We start from the raw sequence: 15,159 nt of genomic DNA on the forward strand, positions 1-15,159 counted from the left end.
TTAAAAAATATAAATTCTCGGCTATTTTTTTAAAATTTTTATAATAGAAAAATTTATTTTTGTATTAAAATTCTTTGAAGTTCCAAAAGTTTTGCAAGTAAAAATGTCTGTTTGTCAATATTTTGTTCGGTTTTTAAGCTGAATTCCGTTTCGTTTAAATGTTTAAAAATTTCAAAGAATTTTTTTGTTGATATTTCGCCTGCTCTTCTTTTTAAAGTTTGTTGAATATTCCTAGGCGGCGTGTATCCGAAAATAGCTTTAAAATCAAAATTTCCGTAAATTTTTGCGTAACTATGAATTTTGAAAATTTTAAAAATTGAGCGATAAAAAAAGTTTATGAATTCCATTTCATCATAGCTACCGCTTTTTGTATAAAGAAAAAAATCATCTCTAAAATCTTTTTTATCCAAAATTTTTTCAAAAAGGTCTTCAAAACTGACTTCGCTTAGTCCGGAAACAATTTTATTGACATTTTCCAAACTGATTTCTATACCAAGACGTGCGAATTTTTCTATTTCATTTGCACAAAGACTTAAATTTTCGTTGTGAATTTGATAAATTCGTAAAAGCGCGGCATCGTTGTTGGCCATTATTTTGCACATTTTACATTTATTTTCAAGCAAATTCAGTGCTTCTCTTTGTGAGTTAGGTTTAAAAAATCTTACTTCGTTTTTATTAAAAAGTGCTGTGAAATCTTTTGCCACAGAGCTGTATCCATCCTCATCAAGCTCGTAGATAAAGTGATTTAATTCATCTTTTTGCGTCATTGAGATCAGGTTTTTAATCTCTTTTTTATTAAGAGTTTTGTTAGTTTTTATATAAAGTGTGTTTTTGCCGCCGAATAGACTTGGCTCGAAAAAACTGACTGCTTTATCGTAATCGTAATCATCAAAATACATACTTGTTAAATTTTCACAGCCAAAATATGAGATTAAAATTTTTGCATAAAGTTCGTTTTGAAATTCGTCAATTCCTCTTAAAAGTATATAATTTGGCACTTTTTTTGCAAAAATCAGCCCTTCAAGTTCATTTCTATACATCCTGTTTTTTTACCACTTTTCCTGTGATTTTTGCAGTTCCTATATCACTGCTTTCAAGTCTTACAAGCACCGGCGTTAAAATATCGCATGTAAAATTATCTATAAAAATTCTTGCGCCTTTTAATTTATCATCAAGCCTTGCTATTGTTTGAGTCGTGTTTTCGTCAATATAACAGCGAAAAATTTTACCTAAATTTTCTTTTGCAAAGCGCGCAAATTTTCTATCGTTAAAATCAAATTCAACTTTGTCAGCTTCGCGTTCAAGGATGTTTAAATTTTCGCAAATTTCGCCGATATTTAAAAGCAAGTAATTGTAAAATTTAGTATCTTTTTTGGCGTTTGCCTTTAAAAATCGATGCAGTAAAAGATCGCTGTATCTTCTGATCGGGCTTGTAAAATGTGTGTAATTTTTAAATCCCAAAGCAAAATGTCCAAGGCTGAATTCACCATATTCCGCTCTTTTTTGCGCTTTTATGATTAGTTTATCAACCATTTCGCGGATTCCTATTTCATCAGCTTGGACTTGAATTTTTTTAATCATTTTAGCATTATCGCTTTCATAAACTGCGTCAATTCCCAAAACTGCGAGATCTTCCAAAAGCGCATTGATTTTTTTAAGATCCGCCGTGCCGTGATTTCTGAAAATCCCATGCTTTATCCTGGCAGCGGCTGCTTTATTTGCCAAAAGCATACAATCCTCAACCAGTTTGTGAGATGGCGTATCGTTTTCGTAGCGCGTGCTTTTTATAAGACCGTTTTCATCAAGTGTCAGTCGAAGTTCTTTTGTGCGGAAATCAAAACCTTTTTCAAGCCTTTTTTCGCGCAGTTTTTCACAAATTTTATTTAATGACAAAATCCAATTAAATTGCTTGTTCGGAACTTTTTCATCGTTTAAAATTTTATCTATTTCATCATAATTAAACCTTGCTTTCGAACAAATTATAGCTTCGTTTAAAATTTCATTTTTTACATTTAAACTTTCATCAAGTGAAATTTTAAAAACATACGCAAGCCTTGGCACATCCGGTTTTAAAGAACAGATGTTTTCGCTTAAATTTCGTGGCAACATAGGAATTGATTTATGCGGAAAATATATTGAAAATCCTCTAAATTTCGCCTCTTTGTCAATCGGAGAATATTCGCTTACATATTCACTTACATCGGCTATTGCGACATAAATTTCGCGTTTTTGTTCATCAAAATATATTGCATCGTCAAAATCTTTCGCATCAATCGGGTCAATCGTGCAAAACGCCAAATCTTGCAAATCAAGGCGATTCGGATACATTTTTACATCTACTTCATCACCGAAGCTCGTGGCTTGCAGTTCGCATTCTTGGCTGAAAATATCGTTTTTATTGTAAATTGCAAGTGAAATTTTCTCATCAACCAAAGGATCATTTAAATTTCCTAAAACCTCAACTATTTCATTTTTTAGATTATCAATTTTTAAAAGAGTAAATTCAGGCAATGCTTTAAGCGATTTTTGTGTCGCTCTTAACATGGTTGCAACTTCGGTTTTTATATTTACGCCTAAAATTTCTCGGCCGAATTTTTTAGTATAAACAACGCTTGTCGCAAATGCAGGAAACACACACATAAGCACTTTTGCATGAGTTCTGGCCTTTTTTTTACTGATAATTTTCGCTAAAACCGTATCGCCAAAATGTGCACCGTTTATGTGTTTGTTTTCTATTATTAAATCGCTTTCGAATTTGTCGTCAAATGCGCTTAAATAACCGGTTCCATTAGATGAAATATCAAGTTTTCCAAACACAAATCCGTCATTTTGATAATATTTTCCTTTATATTCGCTGATTGCGCCCACATTAAGCAAATTTCTTGTAATCTCCTGCTCTTTTGCGCTAAGCGAATTTTTGCTGACGCCTATGTTGAAAGACTTTAAAAATTCTTTCATAAATTCAACTTTTTGATTGAGCGTACGAATGCGTCTTGTTCAAAAATGTGTTCATCAAGCAAATTCAGTGTATTGTCTATACTTCGCTCATCTAATCTATGATAGATATTTACGGCTGTTTTTACGATTTTTATCATCGCGCACTCTTTTTTTATGTCTTCATCGGCATCATCAATTATACTTGAAAATTTTGCATACAAAGCTATTTTATCAAGCCCGAAATGCTTAAACAGCAATGCCGCCACGATTTCTCTGTTTACACCTGTAAATTTTTGTTCGACATCGGTAAAATCGGTCGGAAAAATACAGTGTTTTATTTCATCATAAAAGCTGATTTCAACGCCTAAATTTGTAATAAGTTCATCAATAAAAATGCGTGAAAACTCAATTAAAATCGTTGTGCTTAAAATTTCAGCGTTTACGTTTTTAAAATTTTGTATCCATTCAAACATCAGGGCATTTCTTAAAAGCGAAATCTCAGTAAAATTTTTAGCGTCTATTTTATAGTTAGTTAGTTCATTTGGAAGCATTTTTCTAAATACGGCAAATAAAAAAAATGCTTTAACTTCTTCTTTTCCGTAAAAATTTAAAGCGTCTTTCAATTCTTTAAAAATCGCATTTTTTTGTAAAAAGTGATTGTTTGCAAGATCTAAAATTTCACTTTTATAATTTGAATCCGTTAATGCAAAAATGATGTCGTCGTTACTTTTTTCAAAAATATTTAAAATTTCACAAATATCTGCTGAAAATTGCGGTAATGCGGTTATTTTTTTCTGTATAAAGTCTTTCATAAATAGAATTTTCTCCCAAAGATTTAAGTAATAATAGCCAAATTTTGCTTAATCAAAAAAAATTTTATTATTATTTTAAACTTTTTTGGTAAAATTTCAAAGATTTCAAATCAAAGAAAGGAAAACGAGATGGCAGTTACAGTTTATTATGACAAAGATTGCGATTTAAGTTTAATTCGTAGCAAAAAGGTTGCTATGATAGGTTTTGGCTCACAAGGTCACGCTCACGCTTTAAATTTAAGAGATAGCGGTGTAGATGTCGTTGTAGGACTTAAAAAAGGCGGAAAAAGCTGGGCTAAAGCAGAAGCTATGAATTTCAAAGTCAAAAGTGTGGTGGAAGCTACAAAAGAGGCTGACGTAATTATGATTTTAACACCTGATGAACTTCAAGCCGATATTTTTGCGTCGGAGATTAAAGATAATCTAAAAGAGGGTGATACCATAGCTTTCGGACACGGATTTAATATCCATTACGGTCAAATCGTGCCTCCAAAAGGCGTAGATTGCATTATGGTAGCGCCAAAAGCACCAGGTCATACGGTTAGAAGCGAGTTTGTAAAAGGCGGCGGCGTACCGAATCTAATCGCTGTTTCACAAAATGCAAGCGGACAAGCAAAAGAATTGGCTCTAAGCTATGCAAGTGCCATCGGAGCCGGAAGAACAGGCATCATAGAAACAACTTTCAAAGATGAAACGGAAACCGATCTTTTTGGTGAGCAAGCTGTTTTATGCGGCGGACTTTGTGCTTTAATAAATGCAGGTTTTAATACCTTGACTGAGGCTGGATACGAACCTGAAATGGCATATTTCGAGTGTTTGCACGAGATGAAATTAATCGTTGATCTGATCTATCAAGGCGGAATGTCAGATATGAGATATTCTATTTCAAATACAGCGGAATATGGTGATTATATCAGCGGCAAAAAAGTCATTAACGAAGATAGCAAAAAGGCTATGAAAGAGATTTTAGGAAGTATTCAGGATGGAAGTTTTGCAAAAGACTTCATTTTGGAACGAAAAGCGGGATATGCAAGAATGAATGCGGAACGCAAAATTGCAGATGCAAGCTTACTTAACAAGACCGGCGAAAAACTTCGCGCAATGATGCCATGGATTAAAAACGGCAAATTAGTTGATAAAGATAAAAACTGATTGAAAAAAATATCAAAAGGACGCCATAAAAAGCGTCCCGAACTCTTAAAATTTACAATAATTATACTGTTTTGCATTGTTTGTATCGCGTTTGGTTACTGGATTTTAGAACTGTTTTTCGGACGCATTCCGACCGAAATTTCAAAAACTGCACCAAAAGCGGTAGAACAAAATATATCATCGCCTAAAAAAAATGATGAAATTTTAACTATAGAAGAAATTGTAAAATACAAACCTAATAATATTGAATCAAAAAATGTTGAAGTTGCAAAAAGCGCCGAAAATTCCAAAATAGTTGGCGGCACTGAAATTTCAGATCAGAATTTAGATGTAAATACAACAAATGAAATTTCAGGTCTTGAAGGCGTGAATTCTCAGACAAACGAAAAGATTTTTGTCAAACCGCGTTCTAAAAAGCCAAAACTTGCGATAATTATCGATGATATGAGCAATGAAAACGATGCCAAAAATTTAAAAGCTGTCGGGTTAAAACTTACACCATCTTTTTTTCCGCGTTCAAAATTTACGCCGCATACCCCGCAAATAGCAAAAAATTTCAAACATTTTATGATTCATTTGCCGCTTGAAGCGTTAAATTATAAAGATGAACTTGATACGATTTTAATCGGAGATTCCGCATTGCGTATAGAAGCTAAAATTCGCTCAATTCGCAGCGATTTTCCGAATGCAAGATTTATAAATAATCATACAGGAAGCAAATTTACAAGTAATCAAAAAGCTATGGAACGCCTTTATAACGTACTTTCAATATACAATTTTGATTTTGTGGATTCACTTACTGTAGGGAATTCAAAAGTTCAAAAAGTAGCGCAAAATCGTGGCAAAAGATATATTTACAGAGATGTTTTTTTGGATAATATCCAAAATGTCGCAGAAATACGTAAAATGCTGAAAAAAGCGGTTAAGGTGGCACATGAAAAAGGTTTTGCAATCGCAATAGGACATCCTAAGAAAGAGACTTTCAAAGCACTTGGTACAAGCGGTGATATTTTGGGCGACGTAGAAATTGTGTATGTGGACGAAATTTATGAATACTATAAATGAAATTCCTTTTAATATCGCACCTCTTTCAAGGCTTGGTAAAAATGCACCGAAAAAATTATATTATTGTGGAAATTTAATGCTTCTAAATATGCCGAAAATCGCAATAGTAGGTTCAAGAAAGATGAGTGTTTATACAAAAAATCTTATCATTAAAACCGCTTGCGAGCTTAAAAACAGAGGAATTTGTGTGGTAAGCGGCGGAGCGATCGGCTGCGATATAGCTGCGCAAAAAGCGGCATTTCCATACACAATCGGCATTTTTGCAAACGGACTTGACATAATTTATCCAAAAGAAAATTCGGAGCAAATCAGTAAAATTTATTCCGACGCACTTGCAATCAGCGAATATGAAAACGGTACCTGCGCGCAAAGATGGCAGTTTCTGGAGCGAAACCGAATAGTGGTGGCTATATCAAGCGCTGTAATAATAGCGCAGGCCGATCTAAAAAGCGGTTCGTTAAATAGTGCCAAAACTGCGCTAAATTTAGGGATTCCAATCTTTACATTTCCGCACCGCATTGATGAAAGCAGAGGCACAAATATGCTTTTGGCTGAAAAAAAGGCATTTTTGATTGACGATGTGATGAAATTTGCAGATAAAATTTGTGATAAGCTAGGCGTGCAAAATTTTCAAACCTCCTTAAACAGCGTGCCAAAAGATGAAATATTGGAATTTGTGAAATATAATAATGATTTAAACAGTGCGCTTTTGAAATTCGGTGATTTGATTTATGAGTATGAACTTGCCGGAAAAATCGAAATTATGGGCACGAAAGTGATGGTAAAATAGTGGAAATTTCAGCAGGACTTGATGTCGGGCTTAAAAGAATAGGCGTGGCTTTGGCGTTTGATAAAATCGTAATGCCGCAAAACGCGGTAATTCGCAAAAATAGAAATCAGGCTGCGCGTGAAATAAGCGAAATTTTACAACAAAACGGCGTAAAAAAATTGGTAGTCGGAATTCCGCTTGGTGGATCAAGCGAAGATGAAATGAAGCGCAGAATTACACATTTTTGTTCGCTTTTAAATTTTAAAGGAGAGATAATTTTTATGGATGAGAGCTATTCCAGCGTCGAAGCCGATGAAATGAGGCAATTTTCCGGCAAAAAAAAAGACGGCAAACTGGACAGCTTAGCTGCAATGGTAATTTTAAAAAGGTATTTAGGTGCGTAAATTAATTTAAAGAAAATTAATCTTTTTTATTATCTATTTAAATATAATTTTTAATATTCAAAGTGCAAATCAGGTCGTTTTTTATTATTACGTAAATTTGCTGCAATTTTTATATCTTTAAAATAGAAATTTTGCAGTTTAAATTTAAATAATTTTTTCATCATCTGAATTATTTGATTTTTTAATATTCAAGTGCTGTTAAAATTATAGTTTATAACGTTATAAAATTATTTTCATATTTTAGCTATTTCCAAATCTCTTAAAAACTGTTACAAAAACATAGGTATATTGTGGTTTGTTTAACTGATAGCCAAAATCTTTTATTTCGTAAAATTAAACGGTTTTTATCGGATTTTTTGAAGCTTATTGATGTTTTTTTGTGTTATATTTGATGTTGGCGTTGTGTTTTTAATTATTTTAATTAAAATTTTAATATAAAAAAAACTGAAGTTAAGTGACTATGATTCAGTATAAGATAGAGCAGCGGTTTATGCGAAATGGCGATTCTAATCAGCACTACTATTTTCAACATCATATACGAAAGACTTGCAGATGCAAAGCTCAAGAGAATTCTAACAAATTCTACCGCCGCAATATTATAAAAATTTTTATTTCTTAACAGGAACGCTGAATTTTCACTGGTAAAGAGGAACTTAATAAAATCTTAAAATAAAAAAATATGAGTTATGATAATTTTATAAAATAACAAAATTAAAAAAATGTTTAAAGGTGCGTTTAACGGACTTTTGAATAAATTCGCTCTTTAAAATTCAAAAAAATTATTTTATACAGATATTTTTATAAACTCAAATTTTAATAAAATATTCATTTAAAGCGGGACAAAATCTTTCTTACTTGTCAATGTTATCATAATCAGCTTTTAACGACAGGCTCTATTTTTTGATTTTAATTTTTTCGTATACTTTAATCTAAAATTTTTATAACGCGTCATAGTAAATGATTTCTCATAGAAAATAAATAAAACAAGAGAAATTCCGACTGCCAATGCAAAAACAGCTGCAATTGCAACAAAAATATTATTAAAAAATATGTCAAGATAATGAATTTGTTGAGCTTCGTCTGTTGAGTTTATAAATTTAAAAATGGAAAGAACTGATGTATAGGCTTGCAAACCTGGAATCATCGGCAAAAGTGCAGGGAAAGCGATAACTTCAATAGGAGTTTTTATGCGTTTTGCAAGTAAAAATGAAAACAAACCGACTGCCATTGAAGATATAAATGTAGCCAAAACATAGTTGCAAATTTGCGAATTGATAAGCAATAATCTGATCGAATATCCTATTCCGCCGAAGAATGAGCACCAAGGCAATACATATTTTGGCGGATGATTTGCATATGAAAATCCAAGAGCGGCTATTGTAGCGATAATTACATACATAAAAAATTCAATCATGACAATCCTAAACTTGTAATACTTAATGTTATATAAATTCCAATACTCATACAAATGATTAAAATCGACGCATTTATCATTCTTGCAAGACCGATCAAAACATTTCTATCCAAAATATCAAACACGGAATTTAATAGCATAATACCTGGAAAAAGATACAAAATACTTGAACTTATTGCCGCTGTCGGCGTGTTGCTAAGACCGAATCGGTATGCCAAATAAGCTACAAAAGATGAAATAAAAGCGCAGATAACATAAATAACGCGAAGTTCAACGTTATTTTTACTTAAAAAGTATCGCACGCTTACACCGCACATTGTTCCGAATATTACAAAAATTATACTGAATAAATCGCCTCCAAAAAGTTTACAAAATGCCCCGAAAGCTGTACCTATAAATATTAACGACAGTATAAGCTTACTACCTTTTTGTTCTAAAATGTGTGAATATATCGCTTTTGCTTCATCTAAATTTAGATTTTCATCACAAACTGCCCAACTTAAAGCGCTAAGCTCAGAGACCATGGCTAAATTTATCGGGCGCGGTGTAGTCTCTTTGACCATAGTAAATCTTTCGTCAATATTTTCTTTGTTATAGACGCTAATTGTAATTGATTTTATCATTATAAACAACGAAACATCATATCCGTAATGATTAGCTATTCGTTTTATACACCGACTTACTCTTGAGTTGTAACTGCCGGCGCCTATAAGCGTATCTGCATAATTGACAAGGAAATTTATAAGAGTTACAGTATCTGTTTTCATCTGATTATTATATGCAAAATTTCATAATTTTTTGCTAAAAATAATTTAAATTACGATGCTGATTTTTATAAATACAATGTCGTATATGTGCTTTATAAAAGATATGAAATTAAACTTATGACTATATGTTTAAATAAATTAAAAAATTCAGAACAGTAATTTTATAATAAGTTTCGGAAAGAATTCCTTTTTTAAATTTCAAAACAACGATAAAATCAATGGATAAAAATGAAAAAAATATATGAAAAATTTAAAGCTGAATAGTGCGGACTAGAACCCGCTATACGCATAAACTGCTGTCTTACCTTATACCCGACCATAGCTATTCAGCTTTAAAAAATAAAATAAAAGGCAAGGAAAAAAGATGATTTTTTGATGAATTATAAATATGTTTAAAAAGCTCGATAGAGTTAAAAAGAAAATATATGCGAAGGAGTAGGCGGATGCTCCCTCTATCATACCGCGGTAGACTTCCCGACCCGCTGAAAAACTCCCCACGCCGCCCACGCTTTGCACTGGCAAGCCATTTGTATATGATATTTGTGACTGTATTATGCCAAATTTTAATAAAAAAATCAAGGAGACAGAATGATTTTTGATGAACTGAAAGAAAAGCTGAAATTAATACCCATAGCAAACTACGCTCAAATAGCTCAAAATGGCGACTATCTGATATATGACAGCTCTTCCAGGGAAAATGCGAATACGCAAATAAGGAATTTTCAAATAATTCTTGCCAGAAATACGCTTGAAATGGAGACTTACTCTATTTTAAAAGAGCTTAAAGATATGGAAGATAAAATTTTCAGGTTCGAATCTGAAAGAAGACAGACAATATTAAACGGCGTTAAAAGCGCATTTATAACAAACACTCTTTATGCTTATATATTCAGTCTTGAAATTAAAGAAAAAAGGGTTTGTTAAATGGAAATCAAAGAGCTTAAAAACTATCTTAAAAATCTTCCTGATCTGCTTGATAAGGATGACGCCGTTAAAAGGCGTAAAAAAGCCCTTAAAAGCTTCGAATACTTTGTAAAAACATATTTCGCCCACCATATAGGCGGTGAAAATATTAAAGAGACAAGCGAATTCAGGCGTTTTATTTATAAGAATTTGGAACGACTGGCACTTGAAAACAGACACCTGGTATTTGAAAGCTACAGAGGAAGTGCAAAGACTACGCTTATTACAAGGCTTTTTACACTGTATTCTCTAATAAAGCGTAAAAAATACGCAGTAATTATAAGCTCTACATTAGACATCGCAAAAGAAAGCCTTGAGACTATAAAAACGGAAATTGAGGAAAATGCGAAGCTGAAAAATGATTTTGCACTTGAGGTAGGCTTATTTATGGACTAGTGATGAGATAATTTTCCGCGCCTCCCGCGCGATTAAAAAGATAAAGGTTTTCGGTGCGGGCAAAAAAATAAGAGGAACCAACTTTCTTGGAAATCGCCCCGATCTGATAGTGCTTGATGATGTGGAAAATGACGAAAATATACAGAGCAAAGCACAACGCGATAAGCTTTTCAACTGGTTTTTCAAGGCTATTTTAAAACTGAATTTCATAGGCAGCAAAGACTATAACTATATAATAGTAGGCACAAGGCTGCATCACGACGGACTTTTAGCAAGACTTGCCGATATTTACAGCAGCTTTAAGTTTAAGCTCATAAAGGAATTTCCGCCATTTTTCGATGAAATTACAAAAGAAAATTATAGAGATTTCAACTATTGCGATATGAAAATAGATGATGAAAAAATGAGTGCGGGCGATTATTAAAAAGGTAAAAAATGAGAATAATCGATTATTTAAAAACGTTAAATTTCAAGTATTTGCAAAAATTTAAAAATTTTCTACCAAGAAATTTAAAAATAGCGCTGAATAAAGGCGCTGTAAATTTATCGGTAATAAAATTTCCAAACCTGATAAAGTGCTTTGTAGCCGAAATAAAGTATTTTGTAAATAAAAACATAAATAACAAAAACAGAACAAATATAAGCGCGCCTGTCGGTGGGACATATATCATTTTCATTCTCCTTTTTATTATTTTAGCATATTTTTCTATTTAAGGACAAAAAATGGATGAGAATAAAGCATAAACGTTGATAGCGACACGGAAGGCGCGAAAAAGCTGGAAAAGCATTGTTTTTAATACAAAATTGTTATGGCAAAATACAATAGGAATATTAAAAGAGCTGATAAAATCCTTTATTTCAATACAAAATTTGTTATAGCAAAATTTGCAAGAAATGCTGCCTTGGTAAAGAAAACACAATTAATACAGTTTCAATACAGATTTGTTATAGCAAAATAGAAAAAACACACGACCGCGCTTGCATTAATATCTTGTTTCAATACAAAATTTGTTATAGCAAAATCAAATATACTTAAAAACGGACTTTTAACTCCCTAATTTCAATACAAAATTTGTTATAGCAAAATTTGCGGTGTATTTCTCCAATATTTCAGCACCTTTGCATTTCAATACAAAATTTGTTATAGCAAAATCAAAGGATTAAAAGGAAAAAGGAGCGGGCTATTTTAATTTCAATACAAAATTTGTTATAGCAAAATTATGCAGCAAAAAGAGATAAATCTTGTCGCAAAGCTATTTCAATACAAAATTTGTTATAGCAAAATCCTTAATGAAATAAACGACCTTATAAATGTAAATGAATTTCAATACAAAATTTGTTATAGCAAAATAAAGCGCGCTTGAGATTTTAAAAATGCATAAAAAGAATTTCAATACAAAATTTGTTATAGCAAAATAAACGGTGGCGATAATATAGCGCTTGGAAGAGCAAGATTTCAATACAAAATTTGTTATAGCAAAATAGAAAAATTAGGATTTTATAAACTTGATAAAACCATATTTCAATACAAAATTTGTTATAGCAAAATGATAGTAGCATAATCGTTAAAGTATGCGCTATTACAATTTCAATACAAAATTTGTTATAGCAAAATTTCACAAGAAAGACTAAAATCATACTCATTACAAGAATTTCAATACAAAATTTGTTATAGCAAAATAACAAAATTTTACGATTTAGATACTTTAATATTAAGATTTCAATACAAAATTTGTTATAGCAAAATTAAAAAACTTTGGGACGATTTAAACGTGCGAATAAAATTTCAATACAAAATTTGTTATAGCAAAATAAGGTGTATTGAATACACTAATTTACAGGATATGTTATTTCAATACAAAATTTGTTATAGCAAAATAAAGGTGGTGGAAGATTTGCAGCTAATACATTAGCATTTCAATACAAAATTTGTTATAGCAAAATAATATGCAGGATTAAGTCCCAAAGTTTTTGCAAGTATTTCAATACAAAATTTGTTATAGCAAAATATACCGAAACGGTAAGCAATTATAAGAATAACAGAATTTCAATACAAAATTTGTTATAGCAAAATTACTGTATATTATACTTGTGGATTGTGGGCGTATAGATTTCAATACAAAATTTGTTATAGCAAAATTTGATAAAGCTGTTATTAAGATATTGTGTCGCCGTTATTTCAATACAAAATTTGTTATAGCAAAATCAGGGCTTTTTTGGGAGAAATTAACAAAATTACGGGATTTCAATACAAAATTTGTTATAGCAAAATCAGGGCTTTTTTGGGAGAAATTAACAAAATTACGGGATTTCAATACAAAATTTGTTATAGCAAAATAAAAAACATAAAAGGGAAGTTTGTGCTCAGTTACAAATTTCAATACAAAATTTGTTATAGCAAAATCACTTAAAGATGAGGGCTTTGGAATAAGTTTCGTAGATTTCAATACAAAATTTGTTATAGCAAAATTGCTATAGGTGGTAAATTGGACGTTACTCCGTTTAATTTCAATACAAAATTTGTTATAGCAAAATCACTTAAAGATGAGGGCTTTGGAATAAGTTTCGTAGATTTCAATACAAAATTTGTTATAGCAAAATAATAAATTTTATCTTCATTAAGAGTTGTTTTAACATTAATTTCAATACAAAATTTGTTATAGCAAAATGCTCTTCCAGTTTTGCTTCGCAGATATCGGCTCTTTATTTCAATACAAAATTTGTTATAGCAAAATCATTTATTTTAATGTATATTTCGGCGCCAAACTTGAATTTCAATACAAAATTTGTTATAGCAAAATACTTGGTTTATGACACTTTGCAAGATGAAAACACTTATTTCAATACAAAATTTGTTATAGCAAAATTAATGATTTATTTAATTATGTATCTAATTTAAAAACATTTCAATACAAAATTTGTTATAGCAAAATATAATTTTTCTATTTTTTTATCTTTCTTATTTTCGTATTTCAATACAAAATTTGTTATAGCAAAATATAAAAATGATGATTTTATCAAGGCGCCAAAGCCACATTTCAATACAAAATTTGTTATAGCAAAATAAAAAATGAGCCTTGGGAATTAAATAAACTTTATGAATTTCAATACAAAATTTGTTATAGCAAAATAATAAAAAATTAAGTTTTTTATAAACTATAATTTTATTTCAATACAAAATTTGTTATAGCAAAATGCGAAATGAGCCTTGCAGAAAGAGCGATTTTATATAAATTTCAATACAAAATTTGTTATAGCAAAATCTGAAAAAATAACAAATAATGTATTGAATGAAGAATTTCAATACAAAATTTGTTATAGCAAAATGCTCCTTTATCTCCGGCATTTGCTATTATTTGCATTTCAATACAAAATTTGTTATAGCAAAATCTATTTTTGTGTCTGAGGGCTTGCCGTATAAATAAATTTCAATACAAAATTTGTTATAGCAAAATCTATTTTTGTGTCTGAGGGCTTGCCGTATAAATAAATTTCAATACAAAATTTGTTATAGCAAAATCTTTAAGCGCCATTAATTCAAAACTCACATTGTCTAATTTCAATACAAAATTTGTTATAGCAAAATTTTGGGACTTAATCCTGCATATTTAACGGGGTATAATTTCAATACAAAATTTGTTATAGCAAAATTTGAATGTCCTAATATAAAGAAAGAACTAGAAAAAATTTCAATACAAAATTTGTTATAGCAAAATTGTGCCGGACATGATAGAAAAAAATGGACGCGCTTAATTTCAATACAAAATTTGTTATAGCAAAATTTCAAAGGAACTTTTAGGAAAAATCGAAGAGTTGGATTTCAATACAAAATTTGTTATAGCAAAATTATATGAAGATATAAAAAATAAGTTTTTGGAAATATTTCAATACAAAATTTGTTATAGCAAAATCTTTAAATTTTAAAACTTCAGTTGAAAAATTGGATAAATTTCAATACAAAATTTGTTATAGCAAAATTAAAGGTTACCACGATTTCGTAATTTTCGGGCTTGAATTTCAATACAAAATTTGTTATAGCAAAATATGTGCTAGTAAAAATACTAGGAGCAGAAAAACTAATATTTCAATACAAAATTTGTTATAGCAAAATCCGCCGCCATTTTTTATTCCTTTAAAATTTTAAAATTTCAATACAAAATTTGTTATAGCAAAATACTACAGAAATGGTTTTTAATCGTTATGTTAAATTTATATTTCAATACAAAATTTGTTATAGCAAAATTTTATTTTCCTATAAACCCAAACAGGAACAGCCATTTATTTCAATACAAAATTTGTTATAGCAAAATGCTTACAAGTAAATTTATAAACATTTTTTTCATCACTTATTTCAATACAAAATTTGTTATAGCAAAATTTTATGGGTATTTTGGAATTAATGAAAAAATATATATTTCAATACAAAATTTGTTATAGCAAAATGCGAGTTAGTTAATTATATCTCAGGTGGCGTTGAAAC

The 15,159-nt window shown here is 30.6% G+C and carries 13 protein-coding genes and 1 CRISPR repeat array (1 of these 14 cut by a window edge); of the genes, 8 read left to right on the forward strand and 5 right to left on the reverse strand.

The genetic code is table 11. The features are described from left to right. Positions 1-53 precede the first annotated feature (53 nt). The 3 genes from CHAB381_RS01835 to CHAB381_RS01845 are packed head-to-tail and all read right to left on the reverse strand — an operon-like array spanning position 54 to position 3,749. Complete coding sequence (locus tag CHAB381_RS01835; RefSeq protein WP_012108254.1) at positions 54-1,040, reverse strand: DNA polymerase III subunit delta; 987 nt, start codon at positions 1,038-1,040, stop codon at positions 54-56. Beyond that, positions 1,033-2,958 carry an RNB domain-containing ribonuclease gene (locus CHAB381_RS01840; RefSeq protein WP_012108255.1) on the reverse strand — a complete coding sequence of 642 codons (1,926 nt, stop codon included), beginning with the start codon at positions 2,956-2,958 and terminating at the stop codon, positions 1,033-1,035. The genes CHAB381_RS01835 and CHAB381_RS01840 overlap by 8 nt, the downstream gene beginning before the upstream one ends. After that, positions 2,955-3,749 (reverse strand): hypothetical protein, encoded by a 795-nt coding sequence (locus CHAB381_RS01845; RefSeq protein ID WP_012108256.1) that lies wholly within the window; start codon positions 3,747-3,749, stop codon positions 2,955-2,957. Before CHAB381_RS01845 ends, CHAB381_RS01840 begins: the two co-directional genes overlap by 4 nt. Before the next feature lie 129 nt (positions 3,750-3,878). Between CHAB381_RS01845 and ilvC the strand changes: the two genes are divergently transcribed. The 4 genes from ilvC to ruvX are packed head-to-tail and all read left to right on the forward strand — an operon-like array spanning position 3,879 to position 7,139. Next, complete coding sequence (ilvC, locus tag CHAB381_RS01850; RefSeq protein WP_012108257.1) at positions 3,879-4,901, forward strand: ketol-acid reductoisomerase; 1,023 nt, start codon at positions 3,879-3,881, stop codon at positions 4,899-4,901. Continuing rightward, positions 4,902-5,966: a divergent polysaccharide deacetylase family protein gene (locus tag CHAB381_RS01855; RefSeq protein WP_012108258.1), complete on the forward strand. Its 1,065-nt coding sequence runs from the start codon at positions 4,902-4,904 to the stop codon at positions 5,964-5,966. Continuing rightward, a complete protein-coding gene (locus tag CHAB381_RS01860) occupies positions 5,950-6,756 on the forward strand; it encodes a DNA-processing protein DprA (protein ID WP_012108259.1) in 807 nt (268 codons plus the stop codon). The genes CHAB381_RS01855 and CHAB381_RS01860 overlap by 17 nt, the downstream gene beginning before the upstream one ends. Further along, positions 6,756-7,139, forward strand: a complete 384-nt coding sequence (ruvX, locus tag CHAB381_RS01865) for a Holliday junction resolvase RuvX (protein ID WP_012108260.1) — start codon at positions 6,756-6,758, stop codon at positions 7,137-7,139. The genes CHAB381_RS01860 and ruvX overlap by 1 nt, the downstream gene beginning before the upstream one ends. 880 nt (positions 7,140-8,019) lie before the next feature. Here the strand turns inward: ruvX and CHAB381_RS01870 are convergent. Next, the gene (locus tag CHAB381_RS01870; RefSeq protein ID WP_012108262.1) at positions 8,020-8,553 is read right to left on the reverse strand and encodes a threonine/serine exporter family protein; all 534 of its coding nucleotides are present in this window, start codon (positions 8,551-8,553) and stop codon (positions 8,020-8,022) included. Beyond that, positions 8,550-9,320, reverse strand: a complete 771-nt coding sequence (locus CHAB381_RS01875; RefSeq protein WP_041570452.1) for a threonine/serine exporter family protein — start codon at positions 9,318-9,320, stop codon at positions 8,550-8,552. The genes CHAB381_RS01870 and CHAB381_RS01875 overlap by 4 nt, the downstream gene beginning before the upstream one ends. A 588-nt stretch (positions 9,321-9,908) precedes the next feature. Here CHAB381_RS01875 and CHAB381_RS01880 point away from each other — a divergent pair. The 4 genes from CHAB381_RS01880 (at position 9,909) to CHAB381_RS01890 (ending at position 11,393) form a co-directional block, all read left to right on the forward strand. After that, entirely contained in the window at positions 9,909-10,244 is a 336-nt protein-coding gene (locus CHAB381_RS01880; RefSeq protein WP_012108264.1) for a hypothetical protein, read from the forward strand. Further along, positions 10,245-10,679, forward strand: a complete 435-nt coding sequence (locus CHAB381_RS08390; RefSeq protein WP_049752822.1) for a hypothetical protein — start codon at positions 10,245-10,247, stop codon at positions 10,677-10,679. A gap of 109 nt (positions 10,680-10,788) precedes the next feature. Beyond that, entirely contained in the window at positions 10,789-11,103 is a 315-nt protein-coding gene (locus CHAB381_RS08395; protein WP_049752823.1) for a hypothetical protein, read from the forward strand. Positions 11,104-11,114: 11 nt separating this feature from the next. Next, entirely contained in the window at positions 11,115-11,393 is a 279-nt protein-coding gene (locus CHAB381_RS01890) for a hypothetical protein (RefSeq protein ID WP_012108265.1), read from the forward strand. 279 nt (positions 11,394-11,672) lie between these two features. Then, a CRISPR array of direct repeats spans positions 11,673-15,159; the repeat unit is 30 nt; unit sequence ATTTCAATACAAAATTTGTTATAGCAAAAT (it continues 1,019 nt past the right edge of the window).

It is taken from the genome of Campylobacter hominis ATCC BAA-381 (assembly GCF_000017585.1).
GTDB classification, from domain to species: domain Bacteria; phylum Campylobacterota; class Campylobacteria; order Campylobacterales; family Campylobacteraceae; genus Campylobacter_B; species Campylobacter_B hominis.